The 25,433-nt window shown below is 42.7% G+C and carries 26 protein-coding genes and 1 pseudogene; 20 read left to right on the top strand and 7 right to left on the bottom strand.

Annotated features, from left to right (window positions below):
- Window positions 1-218 precede the first annotated feature (218 nt).
- Window positions 219-464 (top strand): hypothetical protein, encoded by a 246-nt coding sequence (locus IGJ44_RS13635; protein WP_016608418.1) that lies wholly within the window; start codon window positions 219-221, stop codon window positions 462-464.
- Window positions 465-491: 27 nt separating this feature from the next.
- On the opposite strand, the gene IGJ44_RS13630 is transcribed toward IGJ44_RS13635, so the two are convergent.
- On the bottom strand, window positions 492-1,265 hold the full coding sequence (locus IGJ44_RS13630; protein ID WP_167826900.1) for a MurR/RpiR family transcriptional regulator: 774 nt from the start codon (window positions 1,263-1,265) through the stop codon (window positions 492-494).
- A gap of 180 nt (window positions 1,266-1,445) precedes the next feature.
- Between IGJ44_RS13630 and IGJ44_RS13625 the strand changes: the two genes are divergently transcribed.
- The 4 genes from IGJ44_RS13625 (at window position 1,446) to IGJ44_RS13610 (ending at window position 6,081) form a co-directional block, all read left to right on the top strand.
- Window positions 1,446-3,017 (top strand): alpha-glucoside-specific PTS transporter subunit IIBC, encoded by a 1,572-nt coding sequence (locus tag IGJ44_RS13625; RefSeq protein ID WP_016612789.1) that lies wholly within the window; start codon window positions 1,446-1,448, stop codon window positions 3,015-3,017.
- Between the two features lie 28 nt (window positions 3,018-3,045).
- Window positions 3,046-4,377: a 6-phospho-alpha-glucosidase gene (locus tag IGJ44_RS13620; protein WP_010749959.1), complete on the top strand. Its 1,332-nt coding sequence runs from the start codon at window positions 3,046-3,048 to the stop codon at window positions 4,375-4,377.
- A gap of 65 nt (window positions 4,378-4,442) precedes the next feature.
- Window positions 4,443-5,609 (top strand): MFS transporter, encoded by a 1,167-nt coding sequence (locus tag IGJ44_RS13615; RefSeq protein ID WP_128488517.1) that lies wholly within the window; start codon window positions 4,443-4,445, stop codon window positions 5,607-5,609.
- A gap of 13 nt (window positions 5,610-5,622) precedes the next feature.
- Complete coding sequence (locus tag IGJ44_RS13610; protein WP_167826901.1) at window positions 5,623-6,081, top strand: PTS sugar transporter subunit IIA; 459 nt, start codon at window positions 5,623-5,625, stop codon at window positions 6,079-6,081.
- A gap of 55 nt (window positions 6,082-6,136) precedes the next feature.
- On the opposite strand, the gene IGJ44_RS13605 is transcribed toward IGJ44_RS13610, so the two are convergent.
- From IGJ44_RS13605 to IGJ44_RS13595, 3 genes are read right to left on the bottom strand one after another with little or no spacing between them, the layout of a single operon-like run.
- Window positions 6,137-6,910: an ABC transporter permease gene (locus tag IGJ44_RS13605; protein ID WP_167826902.1), complete on the bottom strand. Its 774-nt coding sequence runs from the start codon at window positions 6,908-6,910 to the stop codon at window positions 6,137-6,139.
- Window positions 6,911-6,915: 5 nt separating this feature from the next.
- The gene (locus tag IGJ44_RS13600) at window positions 6,916-7,719 is read right to left on the bottom strand and encodes an ABC transporter permease (RefSeq protein ID WP_430605807.1); all 804 of its coding nucleotides are present in this window, start codon (window positions 7,717-7,719) and stop codon (window positions 6,916-6,918) included.
- On the bottom strand, window positions 7,716-8,690 hold the full coding sequence (locus IGJ44_RS13595; protein ID WP_015510305.1) for an ABC transporter ATP-binding protein: 975 nt from the start codon (window positions 8,688-8,690) through the stop codon (window positions 7,716-7,718). The genes IGJ44_RS13600 and IGJ44_RS13595 overlap by 4 nt, the downstream gene beginning before the upstream one ends.
- 399 nt (window positions 8,691-9,089) lie before the next feature.
- On the opposite strand from IGJ44_RS13595, the gene IGJ44_RS13590 reads away from it, so the two are divergent.
- Window positions 9,090-9,758: a CPBP family intramembrane glutamic endopeptidase gene (locus IGJ44_RS13590; protein WP_060791459.1), complete on the top strand. Its 669-nt coding sequence runs from the start codon at window positions 9,090-9,092 to the stop codon at window positions 9,756-9,758.
- 48 nt (window positions 9,759-9,806) lie between these two features.
- On the opposite strand, the gene IGJ44_RS13585 is transcribed toward IGJ44_RS13590, so the two are convergent.
- The gene (locus tag IGJ44_RS13585) at window positions 9,807-10,598 is read right to left on the bottom strand and encodes a helix-turn-helix domain-containing protein (RefSeq protein ID WP_015510303.1); all 792 of its coding nucleotides are present in this window, start codon (window positions 10,596-10,598) and stop codon (window positions 9,807-9,809) included.
- Window positions 10,599-10,830: 232 nt separating this feature from the next.
- On the opposite strand from IGJ44_RS13585, the gene IGJ44_RS13580 reads away from it, so the two are divergent.
- The 3 genes from IGJ44_RS13580 to IGJ44_RS13570 all read left to right on the top strand — a co-directional run bounded on the left by IGJ44_RS13580 (window position 10,831) and on the right by IGJ44_RS13570 (window position 13,620).
- Window positions 10,831-11,844 carry an acyltransferase family protein gene (locus IGJ44_RS13580; RefSeq protein WP_074535417.1) on the top strand — a complete coding sequence of 338 codons (1,014 nt, stop codon included), beginning with the start codon at window positions 10,831-10,833 and terminating at the stop codon, window positions 11,842-11,844.
- A 177-nt stretch (window positions 11,845-12,021) separates the two neighbouring features.
- Window positions 12,022-13,086: a DUF1002 domain-containing protein gene (locus IGJ44_RS13575; RefSeq protein WP_015510302.1), complete on the top strand. Its 1,065-nt coding sequence runs from the start codon at window positions 12,022-12,024 to the stop codon at window positions 13,084-13,086.
- A 162-nt stretch (window positions 13,087-13,248) separates the two neighbouring features.
- Window positions 13,249-13,620, top strand: a complete 372-nt coding sequence (locus tag IGJ44_RS13570; protein WP_074535418.1) for a YccF domain-containing protein — start codon at window positions 13,249-13,251, stop codon at window positions 13,618-13,620.
- A gap of 245 nt (window positions 13,621-13,865) precedes the next feature.
- Here the strand turns inward: IGJ44_RS13570 and IGJ44_RS13565 are convergent, their stop codons facing one another.
- Entirely contained in the window at window positions 13,866-14,717 is an 852-nt protein-coding gene (locus IGJ44_RS13565) for a MurR/RpiR family transcriptional regulator (RefSeq protein WP_005228428.1), read from the bottom strand.
- A gap of 152 nt (window positions 14,718-14,869) precedes the next feature.
- Here IGJ44_RS13565 and gnd point away from each other — a divergent pair, with 152 nt between their 5' ends.
- The 11 genes and pseudogenes from gnd to IGJ44_RS13510 all read left to right on the top strand — a co-directional run bounded on the left by gnd (window position 14,870) and on the right by IGJ44_RS13510 (window position 24,158).
- Window positions 14,870-15,769 (top strand): phosphogluconate dehydrogenase (NAD(+)-dependent, decarboxylating), encoded by a 900-nt coding sequence (gene gnd, locus IGJ44_RS13560; protein WP_074535419.1) that lies wholly within the window; start codon window positions 14,870-14,872, stop codon window positions 15,767-15,769.
- Between the two features lie 11 nt (window positions 15,770-15,780).
- Window positions 15,781-16,782, top strand: coding sequence for a D-isomer specific 2-hydroxyacid dehydrogenase family protein (locus IGJ44_RS13555; RefSeq protein WP_074535420.1), 1,002 nt, complete (start codon window positions 15,781-15,783; stop codon window positions 16,780-16,782).
- A gap of 15 nt (window positions 16,783-16,797) precedes the next feature.
- Window positions 16,798-17,901 carry an iron-containing alcohol dehydrogenase family protein gene (locus IGJ44_RS13550; RefSeq protein ID WP_005228431.1) on the top strand — a complete coding sequence of 368 codons (1,104 nt, stop codon included), beginning with the start codon at window positions 16,798-16,800 and terminating at the stop codon, window positions 17,899-17,901.
- A gap of 11 nt (window positions 17,902-17,912) precedes the next feature.
- Window positions 17,913-18,746 (top strand): PTS mannose/fructose/sorbose/N-acetylgalactosamine transporter subunit IIC, encoded by an 834-nt coding sequence (locus IGJ44_RS13545; RefSeq protein ID WP_005228432.1) that lies wholly within the window; start codon window positions 17,913-17,915, stop codon window positions 18,744-18,746.
- A 19-nt stretch (window positions 18,747-18,765) separates the two neighbouring features.
- Window positions 18,766-19,623 (top strand): PTS system mannose/fructose/sorbose family transporter subunit IID, encoded by an 858-nt coding sequence (locus IGJ44_RS13540; RefSeq protein ID WP_430605803.1) that lies wholly within the window; start codon window positions 18,766-18,768, stop codon window positions 19,621-19,623.
- Between the two features lie 18 nt (window positions 19,624-19,641).
- Window positions 19,642-20,148, top strand: coding sequence for a PTS system mannose/fructose/N-acetylgalactosamine-transporter subunit IIB (locus IGJ44_RS13535; protein WP_005228434.1), 507 nt, complete (start codon window positions 19,642-19,644; stop codon window positions 20,146-20,148).
- 103 nt (window positions 20,149-20,251) lie between these two features.
- Window positions 20,252-21,127 carry a hypothetical protein gene (locus IGJ44_RS13530; protein ID WP_074535422.1) on the top strand — a complete coding sequence of 292 codons (876 nt, stop codon included), beginning with the start codon at window positions 20,252-20,254 and terminating at the stop codon, window positions 21,125-21,127.
- Between the two features lie 24 nt (window positions 21,128-21,151).
- Window positions 21,152-21,607 (top strand): PTS sugar transporter subunit IIA, encoded by a 456-nt coding sequence (locus IGJ44_RS13525; protein WP_005228436.1) that lies wholly within the window; start codon window positions 21,152-21,154, stop codon window positions 21,605-21,607.
- A gap of 20 nt (window positions 21,608-21,627) precedes the next feature.
- Entirely contained in the window at window positions 21,628-22,725 is a 1,098-nt protein-coding gene (gene uxuA, locus IGJ44_RS13520) for a mannonate dehydratase (protein WP_074535423.1), read from the top strand.
- Window positions 22,722-23,339 (top strand): bifunctional 4-hydroxy-2-oxoglutarate aldolase/2-dehydro-3-deoxy-phosphogluconate aldolase, encoded by a 618-nt coding sequence (locus IGJ44_RS13515; RefSeq protein ID WP_074535424.1) that lies wholly within the window; start codon window positions 22,722-22,724, stop codon window positions 23,337-23,339. Before uxuA ends, IGJ44_RS13515 begins: the two co-directional genes overlap by 4 nt.
- Before the next feature lie 96 nt (window positions 23,340-23,435).
- Window positions 23,436-24,158: pseudogene (locus IGJ44_RS13510) on the top strand (HAD family hydrolase).
- A 262-nt stretch (window positions 24,159-24,420) separates the two neighbouring features.
- Here the strand turns inward: IGJ44_RS13510 and IGJ44_RS13505 are convergent.
- Window positions 24,421-25,215 carry a helix-turn-helix transcriptional regulator gene (locus tag IGJ44_RS13505; protein ID WP_074535425.1) on the bottom strand — a complete coding sequence of 265 codons (795 nt, stop codon included), beginning with the start codon at window positions 25,213-25,215 and terminating at the stop codon, window positions 24,421-24,423.
- Window positions 25,216-25,433: the final 218 nt, after the last annotated feature.

Genomic DNA, 25,433 nt, shown 5'->3' with positions numbered 1-25,433 from the left:
GTATCACCGACATCAAAGGTGCATATGTTGCTTTCGCTAGACTTGATAAAGAGCAAAAGAACAGCGATTTGTTTGAAGGTGGACGCAAATTGTGTGTCCAATAGCTTCTAAATCGGGTGTAATGACTAAAACAGTCTCGTTTGTTTCGGTAGGTTCGTAGCCAGCTTCCCGTGTTTTTGACGATTTAAAGTGTATTTGAATAGAAGAAAACGTAAGAAATGGCAATCAAGCAAACCAACAATAAACCAGAGAGTGACAGAAAAAGCAGCATGATTCGTTTCTTCTTCAATCCAAGTACAAGTATTACTACATTCAATAGAAAGAAAACAAGTAAAATCGCTAAATATTCCATAACTGGTCCTCTTTTACGTTTTTATTTATCTTACCAGAGATTGGCGGCTTTTCCTAGCAGAAATTGGCTGAAAATGGCTTATTCAAGCGTCTTTCAAAATACTGTAAGTTAAATGAATGAAGGAAAATCAGGAGAACTTTTATGGCTCTGAGACGCTTGCGGCTTGTTTTTGCCAAGCATCATATTTTAACAATAAGTACTCGATCACAAAGAAAAGTGTGGCGGTCGTTTCAAAGGGAGCGATCGCATTTTCGGTTGACTGGATCTCTGGATTTAAAAAGAAAATCGTTTCAGAACAAAGTTTAGAAACCGTTGAGTTTCTCAGCTTCGTAATCCCGATCGTGTGGATGTTGCGCTGTTTCAGTTGCTTTGCTAGTTTGACAACGGTGGGTGACTCACCATTTAAAGTAATCAAAATCACTAAATCATCTGGCTCGATGATGCGATAAAATTGTTCATTGACTGAGATCGCACCAAAATCGTAGACAAGTAGTCCATTAGGCAAAAATAAGAGTTTCATATAATTGGAAACAAGGTTTTGAATGTCCCCTGAACCATAGACAAAGATTCGTTTGGCATGAGCCATCATCTTGCACAATGCTGTAAAATCTTTCTTTTTTAAATTTTCAATCGTTTGAATATGATTGTCTAGAATTTCGCCTTCAATCTCAGAGAGTAGGGCATTTTCTTGTTGTACCTCGTTCTTTAAATGGTATTTGAATTCTGAAAAACCATCAAAGCCGATTTTTTGACAAAAGCGCATAATCGTCGTCCTAGAAACGATGCACTCCTTGGCTAAATCATTGATGGACATTGCCAAGCAGTGCTTTTTGTGAGTGGTGATGTAGGACCAGATCAAAAAGTCATTCTCGGTTAATCTTGACTGGTAGGTAGTGATACGGTCTTGCAGCATAGGCTATCTCCTCATTTTATCTCTCCATTGATAATGTGTGACAATTCACATTTGTTGTGAAAAAAACCTTTCAAATGTGAGAAACTTTTAAACAACGGAAAAGGGTTTCATAGCATCATTTTAATAGTAAAATGAGAATCAGTAAAGCGCTTAACTAAAAAACGTGAAGGACGAAAAACTATGATGAAAAAAATTCAAAGGTTCGGCGGAGCGATGCTGGCACCGGTCATGCTGTTTTCCTTTTTTGGGATCGTTATCGGCTTTTCTCTGCTATTTTCGAATCAGACGATTATGGGGGATATCGCAGCACCAGATACCCTCTGGTTCAAATTTTGGAATGTGATCGCAGCAGGAGGCTGGACGCCCTTTTTCCAATTACCGCTTTTATTTGTAGTAGGGCTGCCGATCAGTCTAGCTAAAAAATATGCCGCTCGCGCTACGATGGAGGCACTCGTTACTTATATCGCTTTTAATTATTTTGTAAATGCAATTTTAACTTTGTGGCCAGAATCATTTGCGGTAGATTTAGCTCAAGGGGCAACTGCTGGTTCTGGGTTGACCTCGATTGCAGGAATCATCACCTTAGATACCGGCATGATGGGCGGCTTGCTGATTTCGGGAATCGTTGTCTATCTCCACAATCGCTTCTATGAAAAAGAATTGCCAGAAATGCTGTCGAATTTCAGCGGATCAGTCTTTGTAACCATGATTTCCTTTTTTGCCATGGTTCCTTTGGCAGTACTCATGTGTTTTGTCTGGCCAGTTATCCAAGAGGGAATGAGAAGCATGCAAGGCTTTTTCATTGAATCAGGAAACTTCGGTGTCTTTATTTATCAGTTCTTGCAAAAAATACTGATTCCAACAGGCTTGCATCACTTTGTTTATGCACCGTTTGCCTATGACAGTGCGGTTGTCGAAGGGGGAATGGCCGTTTATTGGGCCTCCCACATTGGCGAGTTCCAAACTACTGCGTTTTCGCTGAAAGAGCTCTATCCGTTTGGCGGTTTCTCACTATCAGGAATGTCGAAAGTCTTTGGAACGGCAGGTCTGAGTTTAGCGATGATCCAAGCGGCTCGGCCTGATAAAAAGAAAAAAGTGATCGCATTGATTGCACCGGCAGCATTGACGGCTATTTTGACCGGAATCACTGAACCAATCGAGTTTACTTTCTTGTTTGTTGCACCAGCATTATGGTTCGTTCATGCTTTACTGGATGCTTCGATCGCCACAATCTCCTATGCTTTCGGGGTAGTCGGGGACTTTGGTGGCGGATTGATCAACTGGTTAGGTCTAAATTGGCTGCCCTTGTGGAAATTCCACAGCTCAACTTATATTACCCAAATCATTATCGGGCTGATTTTTACCGCTATCTGGTATTTTGTGTTCTCCTTTATGATCAAGAAGTTCAACTTAAAAACGCCTGGACGTGAGGATGATACTGCAGCAATGCAGTTGTATACAAAAGCAGATTATGACAACAAAAAGCAAGATGAAAAATTACCAAAACATGTGCGGCAAGCACAGGCCTATATGCACTTGGTAGGTGGGAAAGACAATGTCATTGATGTAACGAATTGTGCGACACGGCTGCGTTTGACTGTTAAGGATGCCGACAAAGTTGCAGATAGTACGCAGTTTCAAGAAGCAGGTGCCTCAGGATTGGTCAACCCTGGAAATGGCGGCATTCAAATCATTGTAGGATTAACGGTACCAACGGTTAGAGAATCATTCGAAGAACTAATGGCCGAATAAAACAGAATCACAAGGAGGAACAAGTACCATGAGTAAGAAAAAAAGTTCAATTTTAATTGCAGGTGGCGGAAGTACCTATACACCATCGCTAGTTATGATGTTATTAGAAAGTCAAGAGCGCTTTCCAGTTAGAAAAATCAAATTTTATGACAACGATGAAAAGCGACAAGAAACCGTAGCAAAAGCTTGTGCGATCATTATTGCTGAGCGAGCGCCAGAAGTACAGTTCGAATATTCAACCGATCCAAAGGAAGCTTTTACGGATGTCGATATCGTAATGGCACAGCTTCGTGTCGGCAAATATGCTATGCGGGAACAAGATGAGAAAATTCCTTTCAGGCATAATGTTGTCGGACAAGAGACCTGCGGACCTGGTGGTTTAGCTTATGGTCTGCGCTCGATTGGACCGATCTTAGAACTAGTCGACTACATGGAAAAATACTCGCCAGATGCCTGGCTTTTGAACTATTCCAACCCAGCAGCAGTCGTTGCCGAAGCGACCAGAAGATTCCGACCAAATTCAAGAATCATCAATATTTGTGATATGCCAGTTTGTTTGGAAGATATCATGGCGCGAGTGATTGGGTTGAAGGATCGGAAAGAATTTGAGACGAGCTATTTCGGCTTGAATCATTTTGGCTGGTGGACCAGCATCAAAGACCATGACGGCAATGACTTGATGCCTCAAATCAGTGCGCATGTTCAAAAGTACGGCTACACCGAACAAACACAAAAAGGCCAGCATAAAGAAAGCAGTTGGCTGGAAACGATGTGGGCGGCTAAAGATCTGCACGAAATTGAACCAGAATTTTTATCGAATACCTATCTGAAATATTATTTGATGGCTGATGAAACGGTGGCTCATGCGGACAAAGAGTATACCCGTGCCAATGAGATCATTGACGGACGAGAGAAGTATGTGTTTGATGAATGCCGACGAATCGTTGCAAACAACACAGCAGTTGATACAACATTTGCCTCAAACGAACATGCGTCCTTTATTACAGACCTTGCTTGCGCACTAACCTTTAATACGAAAGAACGCATGATTCTTATTGTTGAAAACAACGGCGCAATTGCCAACTTTGCCCATGATGCAATGGTGGAACTGCCTTGTCTAGTTGGAAAAGATGGCTACGAAGTCTTGTCGATCGGTGATATTCCAACATTCCAAAAGGGATTGATGGAGCAGCAGATCGCATCTGAAAAATTGGCAGTTGATGCTTGGGAACAAGAGTCTTACCAAAAATTGTGGCAATCCTTTACTATGAATAAAACTGTACCAAGTGCGAAAGTCGCCAAAGAAATATTAGATGAAATGATTGTGGCGAACGAACCATATTGGCCAGAACTTAAATAGGTTCAGCAGGTAAAAAGGAAAGGGATCGGCTGAAGGAATTTCCTTCAGCCGATCATAAACAAAGAATGGAAATCAAACACAAATTTCAAGTAATCTATTTTGTTCAATATGCAACGATGGCGATTTTGATGACACAAATCGTTCCTTTTTTAACTGAGCAAGGCTATGATGCGCTTGAAAGAGGCTGGTTTTTAGCCTCCTACAGCATCACGACAATTCTTTTTCAGTTAGTGATCGGCTATTATTCGGACAAGAGCAAACGATTAAAACGTATTTCGATGCTTCTGATGATCTTTCTGGTTTTCTTCTCCATTAGTTTTTATTGGTTAGGAAAAGACCACTGGCTGATCCATCTTCTGGTATTGGCTATTGCGGGTGGATTAGCCAATACAACAGCAACGGTGCTCGATAACTGGGTATTATCGGAGTCCAGTACTTCAAAAAGAATTGCTTCAATCAAAGCAAACGGCTCTTTAGGGTGGAGTATGATGAGTGTCTGCGTGCCATTCTTTTTATTTTCCAATAATTATCGCTGGTTTAGTTTGCCGCTGCTCCTCTTTTTGCTTATCAATTATACATTTTCACGAACGATCCCAGAGAAAAACGCCTTACCGCAAAAGCAAGGAACAACAACAAACAGCGGTGTCTCGCTGGCAGACATTCTTCTGTTATGCAAAGACCGACGCTTTTTGGTTTATACGGGACTGTTCTTTCTCTTGTACTTGACGATCGTTGCGAACAATACGGTCGTTATCGACAAGCTGATTACAATGGAAAGAGGCAGTGAATTTGTTGGTCTGAAATGGTCGATCCAATCCTTTTGTGAAATTCCAGCGTACCTTTTGCTGAATCGCATGATTGCTAAATGGAAAAATGAGCGCTTGATTTTGATTGCAGGCATATTTTTAACCTTACAATTTTTTGTCTATTGGCTTGCTAGTAGCCCATTCTTACTTTTGGCAGCCAGTTTTCTGCAGTTTTTCACTGTACCGGCATTTACTATCGGCAGTCGAATGATTATCAGTGCTATTACACCGCCAGCTGTTTTTTCTTCTGGACAACTGATATCAATCAGTGTGTACATTGGTGCGGCATCGTTTCTTTCGCCATTAGCTGGCGGCTTTCTTTCTCAGGTGCTGTCCCTCGATACTGCCATCTTTATCTTTGGTTTATTGCCCTTCGTAGCTTTTCTTATCTATTCTAGCTGTCAGAGAACACTGTCGGCAATCTAAGGAGGGATTACGGATGCTTTTTAAAAGAAAAATAGAAATCTGTGCACCGGCAACAGGCCGACTGCTACCGATCGAAGAAGTACCAGATGAGGTATTTTCATCTAAAATGATGGGAAATGGATTTGCCGTTTCTCACCATCACGGAAAAATCTATGCACCAGCAGCCGGGACGGTTCGAACGATTTTTCCAACACAGCATGCCTTAGCCGTTGAGTTGGTGGATGGCCGTTCTCTTTTGATCCATATGGGAATTGAAACAGTGGCGTTAGCTGGGGAGCCCTTCACGATCGCGGTCCAAGAAAACCAGTCAGTCACGACAGGTGAGCTGCTGGCAGAAATGGATGTAGCAGCAGTTGAGGAAATGGGCAAAGAGACCATGGTGATCGTTGCCTTCATGGAGGAACAAGGCGGGAAGTGCCTGCGAACTGGCGGCGATATTCAGCAAGGAGAGGCTGTTTTTCACTTGAAATAACCGAATAAAAAAGGAGCGCATTCTCTTAGTTTCAAAGAGAGGCGCTCCTTTTTATTTACGAACCCGTAGAAATATAATTCTTCAAACCTACTCGCCAAAAGAAGAAGGTGGGAAAGGCAAAGAGTAGACAAACCAAGGGTGATAAGATCCACCAAGGATTAGTTACGCGACCAATGACATACAGAAACGGATAATACTGAAACCAAGCCATCGGCACGACGTAGGTCAATAAACGCAAGACGTGTTTTCCGTAGATACTGAAGGGGTAGCGGCCGAACTCGCGGGCACCATCGGTAAAAATATTCATAAATTCAAGTCCTTGGATCGTAAAGAAGGAAATGGCGGCATACACTAGGAACAATAGGGCGAAAAAGAGGGCGCCGCAGACGATCATTAGAAAAAGAGTTAGGACATTTCCAAAATGCCAAGCAATTCCACTATTAGGAATCGCATAAGCAAACAACAGCAAGGCTTGAATAAAACGGCCGAGACGCGAGAATTCCATTTTGGAAGCTAAGACTTGAAAAATCAAGGAGCGAGGGCGCACGAGTGCTCGATCGAACTCGCCATTACTGATCATTTGCGGAAAAAGATCGAACCCGCGAAAGAAGCATTCCGCAATCGAAAAGGCAAACAAAACCGTCGCAAAGGAAAGCAGGACTTCCTCAAAGGTGAAGCCATTCACTTGATGAAAACGGGTAAACATAAACCAAATGCCTAAAAAAGCAGTAAAGGAACCTAAAAATTGTCCCAAAGCGGTTAACACAAAGGAAACTTTATACTGCATCTGACTTTTGAGATGAATACAAAAATAATGCCAATAAACCATATTCCTTAACCTCCTTGCACAACGACGCGTTTGAGCGCCTGCTGCAGCCAAATTTTTCCGATCACGATCAAAAGTACGAGCCAAAACGCTTGTAAGAGCAATGCTGAAACAAGCGCAAAGCCAGTCAGATCCCCGTTGTAAATTCGCAGCGGGACGTTTTGCATGGAAGCAAAAGGCAGTAGTTCCACGAATTGGCGAAAAGGCTGCGGAAAGAAAGGCAGAGGAATGACCCCACCAGCTAAAAATTCACCGATGGAGCTGATGACGATCCGCACCCCGATGGAGGATAATGTATAAAAAGTCGAGATGTAGACCAGCTGCGACATAGCGATCACTACACCTAAACTCAGCGCCATGGACAAAAGAAACAAGAACAGGGCAACGATGTTTGCTGGCAGAATTAAACGATAAGGTGCTGGCAGTAAAAAGGCAATCACAAAAATCGGTCCGCAACGCAAGACGGCTTTTGCTAAGCGATTGGCAGCCGATTGCCAAAACCAGCGATTGTATAGATCCATCGGCCGCACAAGTTCATAGGCGATCGACCCTGTGGTGATGGTATTGAAAATTTCTGCCTCAAAGAACCACAACATAAATAAAGACAAGAAGGCTTTCTGGAGCCAAACATAGGAGACGGTTTGTTGAAAGGTCATGGGAAAGGCACTAGGATCTGCTTGGTAAAAGGCGTGGAATGCCAGAATTTCCATCAAGCCCCAAGCTAGTTGCGTAGCCATCCCGGCAATTGCCGCCGAGCGGTATTGCAAGGTATTGATAAAGCGGATGCGGAAAAATGCCTGATACTTCCTCATATCTGATACTCCTGATACAGCTTGGCGACCATTTCTTCGGCGGTGATACTGGCAACGGCCAAATCGGTGATCTCGACTTGACTGCTGAGCAGACTGAGCAGCTGAGCGACCGACACTTCTTTGGGATCAAGCTTCAGAACAAGGCGACCGACGTCTTTTTGAAGAAGTTGGACATTTTCTGGCAGATGGGGCTCATTCCCTTGATAGTCGACCTCCAGCGTTTTGACATCAGAAAAACGGTGCTTTAGTTCATCGAGGCGACCATCTAGCAAAATTTGCCCTTTGCCGATCAACAGAATTCGTTGTGTCAGCGCCTCGATATCTTGCATATCGTGGGTCGTCAGGATGACTGTGGTACCTTTTTCTTGGTTTCTTTTTTTGATGAACTGACGCACGGCGATTTTTGACACAGCATCTAAACCGATGGTGGGTTCATCAAGAAATAAGATTTTGGGGTCATGGAGTAAGGAGGCTGCGATCTCACAGCGCATACGCTGACCGAGACTTAAGGAACGAGCAGGGGTTTTTAAGATCTCACCTAAATCTAGTAAGGTGACTAATTCTTCTAGGTTGCGTTGATAACTAGCAGCGTCGACTTTGTAGATATCACGAATCAAATCAAAGCTGTCATTGACGGGGACATCCCACCAGAGTTGACTGCGTTGCCCGAAGACGACGCCGATGTCTTTGACATGTTGAATACGTTCTTGCCAAGGCGTACGACCATTGATGTGACAAACGCCTTGATCAGGGGTCAAAATCCCGCACATGATTTTGATGGTGGTACTTTTTCCAGCACCATTAGGCCCGATGTATCCAACCATTTCGCCTTCATTGATGGTAAAGCTGATGTCTTGCAACGCATGGACGGTGGTGGTTTCACGAGAAAGAAAGGCTTTGGCTGCTTGGCGAAAGCCGCTTTTTCGCTTGGATACTTGGAAGGTCTTGCTGAGGTGTTCTACTTGGATCATTTGGATTCACTCACTTTCTTTTGACAAACGCGACAAAAAGAGCATTCGAAATCGAATACTCGCAACGAGTTGGTCCAAACGAACATGGTTGGGGCAGCGGTTCGTCAGCCAAACAAAAGTAGGAACAGTGTAGCATAAGAGAGCGCTTTTTTCAAACATTACTTATATTTTTTTTGAAAAGAATGGGAATGAAAAAGCGTGGTTTATTCGATAAAATGAGCAAAATAACTATTTTTATTTTTTATTAGTTGTAAATACTGAGGAAACTCAGTATCATTAGAAACAAGCCGATAGTGGCTAAGCATTTTCTGGAAACATGGGGAACCAAATGATGGGCTGTGTCATGATTTGTCGTAACCCAATCCTGAAAAATGCAATGAGCAAACAATGGAGGAGAGCATGAAAGCAGTAAAGAATGTCTTTATTTTGATTGGCTTATTCTTACTTAGTCAAGTAGGGATGACCGCATTTAGCGTGGTAAAAATCTATTATTTGGAAGCAGGAGAACCGACGATTCCTGCGATGATCAGCTATGGGTTGATTGCCTTGCTTTTGGCAAACATTGGTCTACTGATGTTTTTGGCTAAAAAGTTAGGACTTGCCACCTTTGACTTTGGCTGGTCAACGAAGAAAAATTGGCTATGGATCGTCGGAGGGTTTGTTTTAGGTCGAGTCGTTGCAGTTGGCGGAACGCTCTATCTGCAGCATATATCCGATCAAGAGGCGACCGCCAATGATGCATTGTTAGGGGAACTGTTTACAGGCGAAAATCCGCTTTTGATCTTTTTATTGATCGCTGTTGCTGCGCCAATTATGGAAGAGATCGTTTTTCGTGGTGGGTTTATTGGCCTTTTATTCGAGAAATACCCAATAGTCGGGATCATTTCAAGTGTAGCGGTTTTTAGTATCATCCATTCCGTCACCAATCTGGTCGAGTTTTTGATTTATGGTGCTATGGGACTGATCATGGCGTTGATTTATGTAAAAACTAAGCGTCTAGAAACAGCCATCGCCATGCATTTTCTCAACAACGCCTTGGCGGCGATCGCAATGATCTTGCTAGGATAAGAAAGTCAGCAAAAAACCACCAAATCAAAACGATTCGGTGGTTTTTGTTTACTCTGGCAGCTGTCCTTGTTCAAAGGGCAATTGCGCCAGTTCTTCTGCAGTAAAGAGGAGGTCGCCTTCATCTTCGATAGAAAATGCGACACCAGCTGCAGATTTTTGATAGACGCGCGCTTTATTCATATTACGAAGATAAAGATCCTTGCCTGCATTTAATTCTGGTGCAGCTAAATTGTCTTCGCGATTGCTGCGAATGACGATTTTGCTTGTTTGCGCGCCAAAATGAAAACCGCGATGACCCAAAGCCGTTAATTGGCTGGCATTTTCGCTGCTGTATTCTTTATAACCCGACAGACGATCCGTTTTTACCAGCGGCCGATCGATCGTATAAGTGATCAAGTATTCCGTATCTTCAGGCAGTTGAATCACTTGTCCGGTTGCCTCATTCGTTATCTCAGTGGCAGGCAAGCGATACTTTTTTATAGAAGTGATCGTTAGGTCTTCTTTTGTAAAAAAGACTGGATCGATCCAAAATGCTGCCAACAAAATCGTACTTAAGCTAATACTGAGAATAGTCAAAAGGGCGATCAATACGAGGCCAATTCGTTTGCGGTGGGTGGTCAGATTAAGTTCTTGGACCATCTGCTGATCTTCTTTTAATAAATAGTCCAAGGTCAATTCAAAATAGCTGCTCAGCTTGACTACTTGGTCTAGATCAGGATAGCTCTTGCCGTTTTCCCATTTTGAAATCAGTTGCCGAGTGACAAAAAATTCCTGCGCCAATTGTTCTTGTGTGAGATTTCGTTTGGTGCGTTCTTCTTTGATAATTTTCCCAATATCCATGTGTCTGTTTTGCCTCCATCATTCTTCTTATATTATAGCAAACTCTTTTCTATGCGAACGAGGATCTATGAAATTAGCGATGCAACAAAGGGTAACATCTTTATTTATCAATGTTTCTACTTGTTGCGCTGCCTTTCTATCTTGGAAGCTTTCCGTGCTGGTCACAAAAAGAAAGGACCAGTAGAGTGAAGTATGTTTGATCAAATTTGACGGAGAAAGGAGAAACGATCGAATGAAGACAAAACAACCTATGGTTCCAATTGGCTACATCCAATTCATCGCTTCCTTATTGGTGATTCTCGTTCATTGTGGCCGACTGGCAGAAAACAACGGGCTTCATTTTTTGTTAAAGAGTCTCTTATGTCGTTTGGCGGTTCCTTTTTTTCTGCTGCTGAATGGCTATTTTTTTCAAAAGAGTACCTGTTCATGGCAGCAATGGTGCAAACGACAACTCAAGCTTTATTTGCGTTGGTCGATCGTGTATCTTCCCTTAGGCTGGTTTTACTTAGGGCAGCAAAATCTTGCTGATTCATTACGGGTCATCGGTTTGGCTACTGGCTTTTTTACAGTAGGGGTCTGGTACCATCTTTGGTATTTTCCAGCGTTGCTCTTTGGCATGTGGTTAGTACGAAAAACTCGCTTTCTTGGCTATCGGCGGCAGTTTTTACTGGCGATCAGTTTGTATGTGATTGGCTGTCTTGAAACGTACAGCAGTTATTTAAGGGGACCTTTATTGGTATGCTATCAAAGCTATCGGACACTATTTTTTACAACGAGAAACGGACTCTTTTATGGGTTTTTATTTTTACTGTGTGGGGTTTGTTTAAGAGAACACCAAAAACACCCTTTTTTTACGAAGCATCTTGGTAGAAAACTCGCGGTCTCTCTTTGCTTATTAGGCATTGAAGGTCGACTGGTGTATCTCAATCAGGGGGACGATAAGAATTTCATGCTGTTTTTTGTGCCGACGACTCTTTTTTTCCTTGCTTGGCTGATCAAGCAGCAACCCCCAAAGCGGACTTGGCAAGCAAAACAAGCAGTTGAGGCTAGTCGATTGATCTTTCTGAGTCACCCGCTGTTTCTAGAAACCGGGAAGGTCTTTTTTTCACTCGCAGGGTTTCCGTTGTTCTTTTATACGATAGCTTTAACGGGAGCCTTTCTTGGTTTGAGGAAAGTGGGCAGCCGTTTAAAATCCTATACTGTTGGGTTTGCTAAAAAAACAGTTGATGAAAAGAAAAGCGTCTAAAGTATTGCTGTACCAAGGATAATACCAAGTTACGCCTTTTTTAAATAGCAGCAGAGTTCTAAGTTTTTCTTCATTTCAGACCCTAGACGTAGGCTTTGCAAGAAAACCTATAGTACAATTACAGCAGTAAGAGGGAAAAATCCCTGAAAAAGAGATCAACACTTGGAGGATATAGTGATGAAAAAACAGACTCGAAAACCAGCGATGATTTTAGCGACTCTCTTGGTATCTAGCCAAGTTTTATTAGCAGCACCACAAGTTTTTGCTGACGAAACCAATTCAACGACCAGCAGTTCCACTGCAACGAGCAATTCTACCGCAACGACAGCCACTACCGATAGTCAAACAAGTACTTCTGACAGCAGTTCAGATCGTTTGCAAGTCAATGCCGTGGCGATCGGAAATGCCTTGACGAAAGCACAAGAAGACTACACACTGGAACGCTTAGGCATTCAAGGCGAAACACCGATTTATACGACAAACGGTAATGACTTGATGAAATACATTCCCGATGGCGGCTTTACTGCAGATTGGGCGGTCTATAGCTCGGTCAGAATGCAGACGCTAGAAAGCGGTGCAGGAATCACTGTCGATATCGCGACACCAGATAACATTACCCGCATCACTGCAGCCCAGTACCAAAATGCAGCGCTGACTGCAGGGATCACTGATGCGAAGCTAACGGTCGCTTCTGCCGTACCGATCGACGGTTCCGGAGCTTTAGCTGGGGTATACAAAATCGTTGAAGAATCAGGCGGTGTCATCAATCAGAATCGAGTAGCCGTAGCTCAAGATGAGATGGATGTGCTGTCTACGATCACCGAAGAGAATAAAGATAAAGAAGGCTATTCCGATGAAGCTTTGAATGCAGCGCAAGAACAAGCGAAAACCGATTTGGCTGCTCAAACCGCAGATGGTACGGAATTAACCCAAGCCGATATTCAAGAGACAGTAGAAAAAGCCTTGAAAGACAACGGACTGGAAGGAATCGTTACGGAAAATCAAATTTCTGAATTGACCTCTTTGATGAGCGACATGCGAGACAACAATATCTTCGATGACTTCATCAAAGAATTGGATCTGTCAGAAGCCCGCAAGCAAATCGAAGAAACCTCTAAGGGCCTTTGGGAAAATATCAAGAGCTTCTTTAGCGGCATCTGGTCTTCGATCACCGGTGTCTTCGGTAATGACTCAAATGAGTCCAACAATAGCAGCGAATCAACGGTTGATTCTGGGCAATAAGCATTTTACAAAATAACACATTTCGCTTGTATTAAGAAAAAAGAGAAGCGCGCAGGGGAAGGAGCACCAGACGATAGCGCACGTCTGAGGGCTTTCGATGTCCTCTGCTTTCTTTGCTAAAACAGGAGCAGTCTTTATTAAAAAAAGAAGGAGGGCAATCAGATGAATTTTTTAGGCAACGTGATTTGGTTTGTCTTTGGCGGCTTGATCGGTGCGATCTCATGGTTTTTGGCTGGGTGTTTATGGTGTATCACCATCATCGGCATTCCCATTGGTCTGCAATGTTTTAAGTTTGCGACGTTGTCACTCGCACCATTTGGGAAAGACATCGCTTACCGTGGCGGTGGCGTGTCCGTGTTTCTAAATATTTTATGGTTGATTTTTTCTGGTATACCACTGGCTTTAGGACATTTAGCTAGCGCAGTCATTCTAGCCATCACGATCATCGGCATTCCATTTGCGGCGCAATCATTGAAGATGGCGCGCTTAGCGTTGATGCCCTTTGGAGCAGAGATTGTGTCTAGTCGTTATTGATTTACCTAAAAAAAGATAGTCTTAAAAAACCACATTACAGAGCGGATAGCTTTGTGATGTGGTTTTTTTGCGAGAGTAAGGGACAGGATTTTTGGCAGGCTCAGCGCATTTGAGATTCAGAACTGAAAAAGTTGATAAGAAACCAAAGAAGAGTACAGAAAAAAGCACAAGCTTTTTTGCATATCAACTGTGATTCACAAAAGAATTAGCGAAACGCAGAAAAATCTAAGTTTTTTCTTCCCTTCTCAGGGTTCTTTGATTTTTGAAATGGAGCGCCGAATTTTGGCAATCGATTGTTGCGCTTTGTCTCGATTAATAAACATTAAGATGACATAGAGGGAATCCATGATGCTCAGTTGAGCGATTCTGGATGCCAATGCCTCTGAGCGAAACTCAGTTTCTTCGGAAATAGAGATGAAAACCACGTCGCCGAGTTTGGCTAAAGGGGAAGCAGCATGGCTAGTAATGACGATAATTTTGGCCCCATTGTTTTTGGCAACTTGAGCTAGTTCAATGGTTTCTCTTGATTTTCCAGTATGAGAGATAAAAATGCCGCAATCATCTGGCGTCAACAATGAAGCCTCCATCAGTTGGATGTGATAATCACTGCTGTGAAAAACAGTGATCGGCGAGCGCAAAAATTTGTGATAGGCATCGGTTGCCACGATCTCTGAACCACCAACGCCGAAGAAAAAAAGTCGTTTAGATTGATTGATCATTGCAGCAGCAAGCTTTAAATCTTCTTCTTTCAAAAGATTTTTGGTATCAGTCAATGTGGTCATATTGGAATCAAATACTTTTTGAGCCATAGTCAATTCATTATCAGACTTCTGGATATTTTCATGGATCGAAATGGCAGAAAAATCATTTTCCTGCATCAGCATTGCCATTTTGAAGTCTTTAAATCCGTTGTAACCGAGTTTTTTTGTGAATTGAAAAAAGGTCGAATCAGCGATGCCTAATTCATTGGATAAATCACTGATTGAACTGTGGCTGACTTTACTAGGATTTTCCAAAATGTAGTCGGCAATCGCTTGTTCTTTGAGACTTAAGTCTTTATAAAGCGTTTTTATTTGCAGGCGAATCGAAACAGTCAAAGACGGTTACCTCCTTTATATGAACATTATTATCTTTGTATTGTTACGTTACCTCTTTTAAAGAAAAAAAGCAAATAAAAATTATTTTTATTTTTTGTGTTTACAAAAAAATATTTTTTTGTATAATGAAAGTATGAAATGGAGGCGCTGTCATGGAGATAGGAATTATCGGACTTGGAAAAATGGGATTGAACTTGGCCCTCAATTTAAAAGATCAAGGTTATCAAGTAAAAGGGCTGGATCTTTCGATACATGCGCAGAAAACAGCGCAAGAAGCTGGAATTACACCCTATCAAACGCTAGCTGATTTAACGAATTCTTTTAGCGGCCGACGGGTTTTATGGTTGATGCTTCCTGCGGGAACTGTGACTGAGGGAATTCTTGAAGAACTATGGCCCCTTGTATCAGCGAAAGACATCGTGATTGAAGGCGGAAATTCTAATTACAAAGATTCGATTCGCCGAGCAGCCTGGTTTAAAGAAAAAGAGGTGCATTACTTTGATTGTGGGACTTCTGGTGGGGTTTCCGGAGCTAGAAAAGATGCATGTTTGATGATTGGCGGGAATGAAATCGCTTTTTCAGAGGTGGAATCTTTGTTTGCAGATGTGGCTGTTTTAGGAGGCTACCTTTATGCAGGGGAATCAGGAAGCGGTCATTTTCTAAAGATGGTCCATAACGGTATCGAATACGGAATGATGCAAGCCATCGGTGAAGGCTTTCAATTGATTGAACAAAGTGCCTATGACTTTGATTTGGCTTCCGTCGCAGAGGTATGGAATCATGGATCGGTTATTCGCAGCTGGCTGATGGAAATCGCAGCGGCCCAATTTAATGAGAGCCCTAAGTTGGAGGAATATCGCGGGGTTGTTGCAGCTTCTGGTGAAGCTAGGTGGACAGTGGAAACGGCTTTGGAGATGAATGTTGCTGTACCGACGATCGCTATGAGTTTGTTTATGAGAAATTTGTCCCAAGAAGAAGACAGTTTCTCAGCAAAAGTCGTCTCAGCGCTAAGGAATGGTTTTGGTGGTCACGAGATTGTTGCAAAAGAGTAAGGAGGAAGAACATGGAACAGTTTAAGATCGCTATAGTGAATTCCAGCAGCTTTGGAAAAATCTTTCCGCAACATATCGAGCGGTTGAAAGCAATCGGAACTGTCAGTCACTTCACGTTCGATAGCGAAATCAATGGGAAAGAATTGGCAGAAAAGCTTAAGGGATACAACATCATTATAGCAAGTGTTACCCCATTTTTTACCAAAGAGTTTTTTGAGTACAAAGATGAATTGCTACTGATCACACGCCACGGGATCGGCTATAACAATATTGATTTAGAAGCAGCGAAGGACCACCAAACGATTGTTTCGATCATTCCAGCTTTGGTCGAGCGAGATGCAGTAGCAGAAAATAACGTGACCAATCTATTGGCGCTTCTGCGCTGTACAGTTGAATCGAATACAAAGGTCCGCGAAGATCAATGGGAAAAACGAGCGGACTTTGTCGGACGCGCATTATTTAACAAGACGGTAGGGGTGATCGGTGTCGGCAATACTGGAAGTTGTGTAGTAGAAATATTGAGAAATGGTTTCCGCTGCGAGGTTTTGGCATACGATCCATATAAGTCCGCTTTGCATATTCAAAGCTATGGCGGAAAAAAAGTCGAGCTAGACGAGCTGCTAGCAAAATCAGATATTATTTGTCTATGTGCTAACTTGACGGAGGAAAATTATCATATGATTTCATTTGAAGAAATTTCAAAAATGAAAGATCAAGTATATCTCTCCAATAGTGCCCGTGGCGCACTTTTGAATGAAGAGGCAATTGTAAGCGGATTAAAAAGTGGGAAAATCGCTGGTCTTGCCACCGATGTCTTAGAGGAAGAGCCTGGTCATAAAGATCATCCGTATTTAGCTTTTGAAAATGTAGTTATGACACCGCATACATCGGCTTATACTATGGAATGCTTAGAAGAGATGGGAAACAAATGTGTAACGGATATTGAACGAATCGTTAAGGGGCTGCTGCCAGACCGTGCTGTTCAAGCGGAAAGTCGGTTTTTGGCTGTATAAAGGAGAGTGAAACTCGTGCTAACGGATTTAAAAGTAAAGGTTGGACCGCAAGTTTATCGTTACCATGAAGGCGCGATCGACTATGTGCCGGAAGTATTAAAAGAGTACAAAGTAAAACGACTGCTGCTCGTACATGGAACGGTTTCATGGGAAAAAGCGAAACCAAAATTACTCTTTTTAGAAGATGCGCATTTGGAAATTTTTTATCATCGCTACACGGGAGAATGCAGCTATTATGGCGCTGGGCTGATTGCTGATCTTGTTGAAGAACTGGCGATCGATTTTATTCTGGGGGTTGGCGGCGGGAAGTTAGCCGACTTAGTGGGATATGCAGCACATGTAGTCAATCGACCCTTTGGACTGATCCCAACATTGGCCAGTAATTGTGCACCATGGACACCCTTGTCTGTCATGTATAAAGAGTCGGGAGAATCTGAAGGAAAGTCGGAACACTATTTAAGACAGGCTGCTTTTTTGATTACCGATCCGACGTTAGTGATCGATGCACCAGTCTCCTACTTCATCGCCGGTTTAGCAGATACGTTGGCAAAGTGGATTGAATCGGAAGCAATCTTAGCCCAACCACATTTGAAAAATGAGCCCTTCTTGCAAATGGCAGGCTATACAGCAAAATTATGCGAAACAGCTATTTTGACACAATCGAAACAAGCGATTGAAGATATGAAGCGGCAGGAAGTGACAGACGCCTTTTGTCACTTGTCGGAGATCGTTATTGCAGTTGCTGGAATGGTAGGCGGGCTAGGCGATAAATATGCCCGCAATGCAGCGGCGCATGCGATGCATGATGCCATCAGTAAATATCTGCCTGAAAGTCATCGTTTTCTTCACGGGGAAAAGGTTGCCTATGGGATGTTTTATCAATTAGCCCTTGAAGAAAAATGGACGGTCATCGATCAGTTGATCCCCTTTTATCAAGAATTGCACTTACCAATGAGTTTACATCAAATGGGTATTTTTCCTGAAGATGCACAAGTCATCGATCAGTTGGTGCAGTTCATAGATTCGAAAGAAAAAGTACACTTGATTCCAGTCTTAATCACCAAAGAACGCTTGAAAGAAGCTGTTCTTGATTTAGAAAACTATTTGAAAGAAGTTTAGGAGGAGGAAAAATGGATACATTAAGTGTTACACAAAGTTTACTGATTGCGCTATGGGTTGCAGCAGTCATGTCTCGTTGGCTCGGCGGAGGCGCCACACTGACTTTACGTTTTTCACCATTGATGACGGGATTAGTTGTCGGACTGGTGATGGGAAATGTGGCTCAAGCCATGATCGTTACTGCCGCTTTACAAATGATTTACATGGGGGTATTTTCTCCTGGCGGATCCATGCCAGCGGAACCTTCGATTGCTGCGGCGATTGCCGTACCGGTAGCTTTGCTAGGAAATCTGCAACCAGAAGCAGCGATTGCTGTTGCCGTTCCTGTTGGGTTGCTAGGGAGTTATTTGTATCAGTTCCGTTTCTTTATCAATACCTTCTTAGGAAAGTATACGGATAAAGCAGTAGAAGATCTTAATGCCAAGGCAATGACGCGTTCAATTATTTTATACCCAACGCTGGCTTCATTTATTTTATTTGTTCCGCTGGTATTTATTGCACTTTATTTAGGCGCTCCACTGATTGCTGATGTCATCAATGCTCTTGAGGGGACAGTCGTTATTCATATTTTAGAAGTAGTCGGCGGAGGATTGGCAGCGATCGGGATTGCAACTACCGTCTATGTGATCGGTCGAAAAGATTATATGGTCTTTTTCTTCTTGGCCTATTTCATGAGTGTAGTTTTCAGTTCGCTGGAAATTACCATGGTCACCTATGCGATTTTTGGCATTTTGATCGCGTTGATTTTTGTTCAGTCACAAAAAGGAAAATTGGTCCCAGCCCCAGAAACGAATACAGCATCACCATCCTTTGATGATGACGATGACTATGATGACGGGTTCTAATCGATAAGGAGGAGCAGTAATGACCGAAACAATTCAAAAAGCGCAAGGCGCACCAGAAGAAATCACGAAGAAAGATGTCACAAAAGCATACCTAAGATGGCATTTCGCCAATGAGATCCCGCATTCATTTGAACGGTATTTATCACCCTCGCTTTTATACGCCATGATGCCGATTTTGCGCAAACTTTACAAAGACGATGAGGCACTGAAAGCTGCCTACAAACGCCAACTGCTGTTTTTCAATACCCAGCTGAGTTGGGGGGGCGGAGTCATCACTGGGCTGATGTCGTCAATGGAACAACAGCGGGCCGAGGAAGAGCATGAGAAAAAAGAGATTTTGATGCAAGATGATCTAATGTACAACACGAAAGCTGGTTTGATGGGTGCTTTAGCAGGAATCGGGGATGCCATCGACTCAGGAACCGTTCAATATATCTTTATTGCGATTGCTGTTCCTTGGGCACAGCAAGGAAGTCCACTAGGTGCGTTGTTCCCATTCATTTGCTTTGCACTGTATCAAGTTTCTCTAGGAATGTTTTTCGCCCGTCAAGCATTTTCGATGGGGCGCAATGCAACTGGTTTGATGCAGAGTACAGGCGTCCAAACCGCAATTGAAACACTGTCGGTTCTCGGTTTATTTATGATGGGGGTTCTGGCTGGAAACTATGTCAAAGTCAGTTCTTCGCTACAGTTTGATATTTCTGGACGAGAATTTATTATCCAAGATATCCTTGATCAGATTGTACCAGGGATCTTGCCGTTAGCAGTTGTAATGGGCGTCTCCTGGTTCTATACAAAGAAAGGATTAAAAGTCACGCAAGCATTACTATGGCTGACCTTGATTCTGATTATTTTAGCCGGTGTCGGTATTTTATAAGAAAAGGAAGTGGAAAAAATGGGTGTAGTAAATTTAGCACGAGTAGATGAACGATTGATCCATGGGCAGGTCATGATGACTTTGTCACAAAAAAGCGGAGTCAACTCGATTTTTGTAGTGGATGAGGTAGTAGCTAAGGATAAGTTCATGCGGGAATTATACAAAAATGCCGGTAGCCGCACAGGGCAAAAAACGATCGTCGTTACACCAGAAAAAGCCAAATTTTACTGGGATGAATACAACTTCAAAGATTACAACTGTATTTTGATCGCTAAAACCGTCAGTGTGATGTACGACTTAGTCAAACACGGCGTGCCAATGAAAGAATTGAACATAGGCGGTATCGCCCAAAAAGATCCCGAGAAAGATCTCTTGGTAACAAAATCTGTTTATTTAAATCAAGCTGATGCGCAAAAACTCAAAGAAATGAACGAAGCGTACGGTGTGGAATCAATCTATTTTCAAGCAACACCTTCTGCACCGAAATCAACGCTTAAAGATGTGTTGAAGCAGTTCAATTTGTAATCATTGAGCGCGTTCGTCATCTGTTGAAGAGGAAGGCGGAGGATCTTATAAAAAATAGAGTTCCTCCTTCCTTGTCAGTAATTTGTGAATAGGAGAATCCGCCATGAATCAAACAGAAACATTTCGTGATTGGCTTTTTCGTTATCGGTATGTCTACCGATCGCGTTCCACGGATAAAAGCAAACAAAGATTTTTGAAGGCACTCATCGCAGATATCATTCCGTTTCGCAAAGATCTTCAGGTGATCGAGTATGATCACACGAAAAAAAACGCCTCACGCAATTTGTATGTTGGCGATCTGACCAAAGCAAAACGGATCATCTGCACATATTATGATACACCGCCACAGCATTTCGGCGATTACCATTTTTTTGATCGGCAGGAGCAAGGGCTTAAAACAAATCAATTTATTCTGACTGCTTCAGCAGTGATGATTTTTTTTGGGTTGTTAGGTACCTGGCTTTATATCCACTTTGCATCAGGGAGATTTCCCTTGTTGTCATGGCAAACAGCGCTTTTTGCTTTAGGAGTCGGTATTTATTTTCTGCTATTAAATCGCGTAAGCCGCGGGGCAGGATTTGAGCAAAATCTAACCCGCAATACCTCCTCTATCTTAGCGCTGCTGTCACTGATCAGTCAAAACAGTCAAACAGCGACTGCTTTTGCGTTTCTTGATGAAGGAAGTTTTGGAGAACGCGGGTTGGAAGTGTTACGTGATTCAGTAGGGCCGAATGCGAAGATTTATTATTTAGATTCTATCGGCGCCGATGCTCCGATTCGAGCTATCGGCAAGCAATTCAATGAAGGGCAACTGCAGCAGCTGGCGATCGAACACAGTAGTGAAGCGATGGGCAGCATCAACTATCTGTTTTGTGCAGAAAAGCAGCAGGATCAGACGTATGTGTTGCCTAGAAAACAATTAAAGCAAAAAGAGCTGAATAGTAGGAATATGCAAAAAGTCCTTGCGTTATTTGGTTAGGAAGCGAAAAAGGAGGAACAACATTTGTTAGGAATCGTATTGGCAACTCACGGACAGCTGAGTACTGGTTTTAAAGATGCTGCAGAGGTGATCATGGGCAGTGTCGAAAATATTGCGGTCGTTAATTTGAACCACGGAGAGGATATTCAACTTCTGGGAAACAAAATCCATGAAGCGATCCACGAAACAGATCAAGGGGACGGTGTAGTGGTGTTTGCTGATCTATTGAGTGCGAGTCCCTACAATCAGTCGGTTGTAACGATCAATCAATTAGAAGAACCTCTTCAGGAAAAGACGTATGTGATCGGCGGAGTGAATCTGCCGATGGTATTAGAAGCGATCAATCACCAATTTTTGGCAACACCGATTGAACAGGCGGTAGCAGCAGTGATCCAGCAAGGAGAAAATAGTGTAGCGCTTTGGCACAATTCTTCAGCAGGTGATAGTAGCGAAGAAACTGATGAGGACGATGATTTTTAAAAACGAAAGGATGACAGCAAATGCAATGGGGGTTTCGATGGTACGGGGAAGGGGATACGATCCCGTTAACGAATATTCGACAAATTCCAGGAATGCGCGGCATTGTAGGAACACTTCTGAATAAAATGCCCGGAGATGTCTGGGAGATTTCCGAAATCAACGCACTAAAAGCATCAATTGAAAAAGAGCATCTTTCACTATTAGGGATTGAGAGTGTGGCGATCCACGATGCGATCAAAGCCGGAACAGAGGAACGGGATCACTACATCGATCAATATATTCAAACAATTCGGAATTTAGCAGCTTGTGATGTACATATGATCTGCTATAGCTTCAAACCGATCTTCGGCTGGGCAAAAACAAATCTATTTTATCAAAACGAGGATGGCAGCTTCTCTTTGCTCTATGATCAAGCCGTTGTGGATGATATGGAACCTAGTGAGATGTATACGCTGATCCATAGCCAATCAAAAGGCTTTAAATTACCAGGTTGGGAAGAAGAACGACTGAAAAAGTTCCAGCGTTTGATGGCAACTTATGAAGGGGTCACTCAAGAGATCCTCTTTGATAACTTAAGCTATTTCTTAAAGCGGATCATTCCTGTGTGTGAAGAAGTAGATGTGAAAATGGCGATCCATCCCGACGATCCACCTTGGGAAATTTTTGGCTTGCCACGAATCACCAAAAATTTAGAGGATTTGAAAAAAATCATGGCCATCGTGGATTCGCCTTATAATGGGGTAACGTTGTGCACCGGTTCGTTAGGTGCCGATCCAGAAAACGACATGGTGGAGATCGTTCATGCCTTAAAAGGACGCATCAACTTTGTTCATTTCCGCAATGTGTTGTTTATGGGGGAACGTAAATTTAAAGAGTCCGCCCATCTGTCCACCGAAGGATCATTAGATATGTATGCCATCATGAAAGCCTTGGTTGAGATCGGTTTTGATGGCGTCATCCGTCCAGATCACGGGCGGACGATCTGGGGGGAAGTGGCGATGCCAGGCTATGGTCTGTATGATCGCGCGATTGGGATCAGTTATCTTCAAGGGCTTCATGAAGCCGTCTTGAAAGAACAAATGCAATCGAAGGAAACGAAGGGAGGAAAGAGTGTATGACACTCGATGAACAATTGGCAAAAACAAGGGTATTGCCTCTTTACACTGCAACAGATCTTACCTATTTGCCAGTAGTAGAATCACTGTTGATCGAACATGAACTACCCTTTATTGAAGTGACCTTCCGCAGTGACCTTGCTTTAGCAGCGATTGAAAAACTCTCTCAATCAGGCAAATTGATCGTAGGCGCAGGCACGGTGCGCACCTTAGAACAAGCGAAAGCAGCAGTTGAGAAAGGGGCGCGCTTTATTGTTTCCCCTGCTCTTGTACCTGATGTGGTGGAATTTTGTCTTGCCGAAAACATTCCAGTGTTTCCAGGAACAGCTACCCCAAATGACATTCAACGAGCAGTGGCTTATGGCTTATCAGTTGTGAAATTTTTCCCCGCGGATATCTACGGGGGCTTGCCGGCGATCAAAGCCCTCAGCGGTCCATTTTATGATATTCGATTTGTCCCAACTGGCGGAATCAACCTCGAAAATATGCAAGACTATTTATCTGATCCGCAAGTGCTAGCAGTTGGCGGCTCCTTCATTCTTTCAGAATCACTAGTAAAAGAAGGTCGGGAAAAGGCTGACAGCCATTTGGCGCATGTAAAATCATTGCTAAGTTGAGCAGTCAGCTGTAAATAAACAAGGTGAAGCAATGGGTGCCAAAGGATTTTGGTACCATTGCTTTTTTATTCGCAGAAAAGTAAAGGAGGTTATAGGATGAAAAAGATAAAACTGGTGATTTTTGATATGGACGGTTTGATGTTTGAAACAGGTCGTCTAGCTTACCGCGCTTATTTAAGAGCCGCGGAGGAATATGATTTTGAAGTTTGCCAAGAAGTTTATTATTACCTGACTGGCAGAACGGAAGCAGATATTCGTATAGGGATGCAGAAACTTTATGGCAATCAAGTACCGACGGATCGGTGGCGAGAAGCGATGAATCGTCAGAAAGAAGTGATTTTAGCTGAAGAAAAACGGGTATTCAAAAAGCCCGGCCTTCTTGAACTGTTGGAAGCTTAAAAAAAACAAGATTGCTTGATAGCCGTGGCATCCTCTTCATCGAAAGAAAAAATCAAGGCGTACTTTGAAATGGAACAGATGCCAGATTGGTTTGATACGGTGGTTTCTGGGGATCAAGTGCGAAAGGGCAAACCTGATCCAGAAATCTTTCTAACAGCTTGCCAACAATTAGGCGTAAAGCCTGAAGAAGCCTTAGTATTAGAAGATTCTCTAGCTGGCATAAAAGCCGCAAAACAAGCTGAGATCCCAGCTTTTCTGATTGCGGATGATTTGAGTGCTTTGCCAGTCAAGAAAAATGGGAAGTATCCTTTGCTTAAACAGCCAAAACTTGAGCAAGAAGTAGCTGCACAGGTGGAAACTTTTTCTGATCTGACGGAAGTCAAAGACTGGCTCGTCGTGAATCATTTTTCTTGGGATTGATCGATATTCCAAGAAGTATCGACAAAGCAAAAGGGTATGAAGCAAGAAAGTACGGTGTTTTAAAACAGGCATAGTTTTGTGGAATCAGTAAAACAACAAAGGTTCATTTTTGCAATTGTTTTTTTCCTGCTCATTTCTCTATGAAGAAGGGGGAGTTAGAGCGTTTTTCACTAGTTTCTGGGAATGAGGCAAAAGGCTGACTAGAAAAACGAATAAGATTGTAGCAGCTCACTTTACAGCTAAGTGAAGCTGCTTTTTTACGCTATTCCTTCAGCAACGAAAAATGAGCATTGTGTTTTAAACGGTATTCTTTTGGCGTCAGTGAGGTCAATGCTTTGAAATTTCGATTGAAGGTTCGCACATTTTGAAAGCCTGCTTGTTCTGCTACTTCCGTAATCGGCAAGAGACTATGGGTCAGCAAAAAAGAGGCATGGCGAATTCTTGCTTGATTCAAAAGCCGAGGAAAGGTGCTTTTCAATTTCTCAGTGATCATTCTGGAAACGTAGACGCTACTATAACCGATACTGCTGCTTAGTTTTTCGAGCGTCAGTTCTTCTTTGAAGTGGGATTCGATGTAAACAAGTAGCTGGATCAGGATATCCTCTTGATTTTTGGCTGGTAATAAAGTCGTTTGGTGTTCAAAAAGGTAAAGGACTTGATACAGTGCCGATTTTCGTAAATAGAGGGAATCCGTTTCAAATAAAGGATAGTAGAGCTGCTTGGCAACAGAGGAATCAATGGTGATCACCGGATCTGACAAAGCGAAATCTTTCGTTTTGGCGTAAAAATCTGGAATATACTCAGGTGAAAACACCAGAATATGCAATTGTGATTCCTTAGGGGTTTCAATGGCATGAGTCTGATAAGGCATGACTAATAACACTTGGCCTGTCGTAAGGACATAGGGACTTTCTTCGATTTTGACAACCGCTTCGCCATCACTACAAAAAAGCAATTCAAAGGAACGATGAAAATGTTCCATGTAATTAAGCGAGTAGGGATGGTAACTGGAAACGCCTAGGTATTCGCCGAAATGGTATTCTTCTAAAATGGTCACGCGATCTATCCTCCATTTTTTGTCTATCGTTGTGTGGAAATCGTCCTGTGAATGATAGCGATTTCATTCTATAATTATGACAGTTCAGCTGAAGAAAGTAAATAGAACAATGATTAGTGAATATTTTTAAAATGATCTGCAGCAGTAAGTTTCTTTTTTTTGTTAGGTATATTAGTAAAGAAAACTTACTAACTGAATGAAGCTCATTCCTACTGACA

The sequence above is a fragment of the Enterococcus sp. DIV1368d genome, from assembly GCF_050542975.1.
Classification (GTDB): Bacteria; Bacillota; Bacilli; order Lactobacillales; family Enterococcaceae; genus Enterococcus_D; species Enterococcus_D casseliflavus.
The sequence above is the reverse complement of the archived record's forward strand: the minus strand, read 5'-3'. Positions and strand labels throughout refer to the sequence as shown.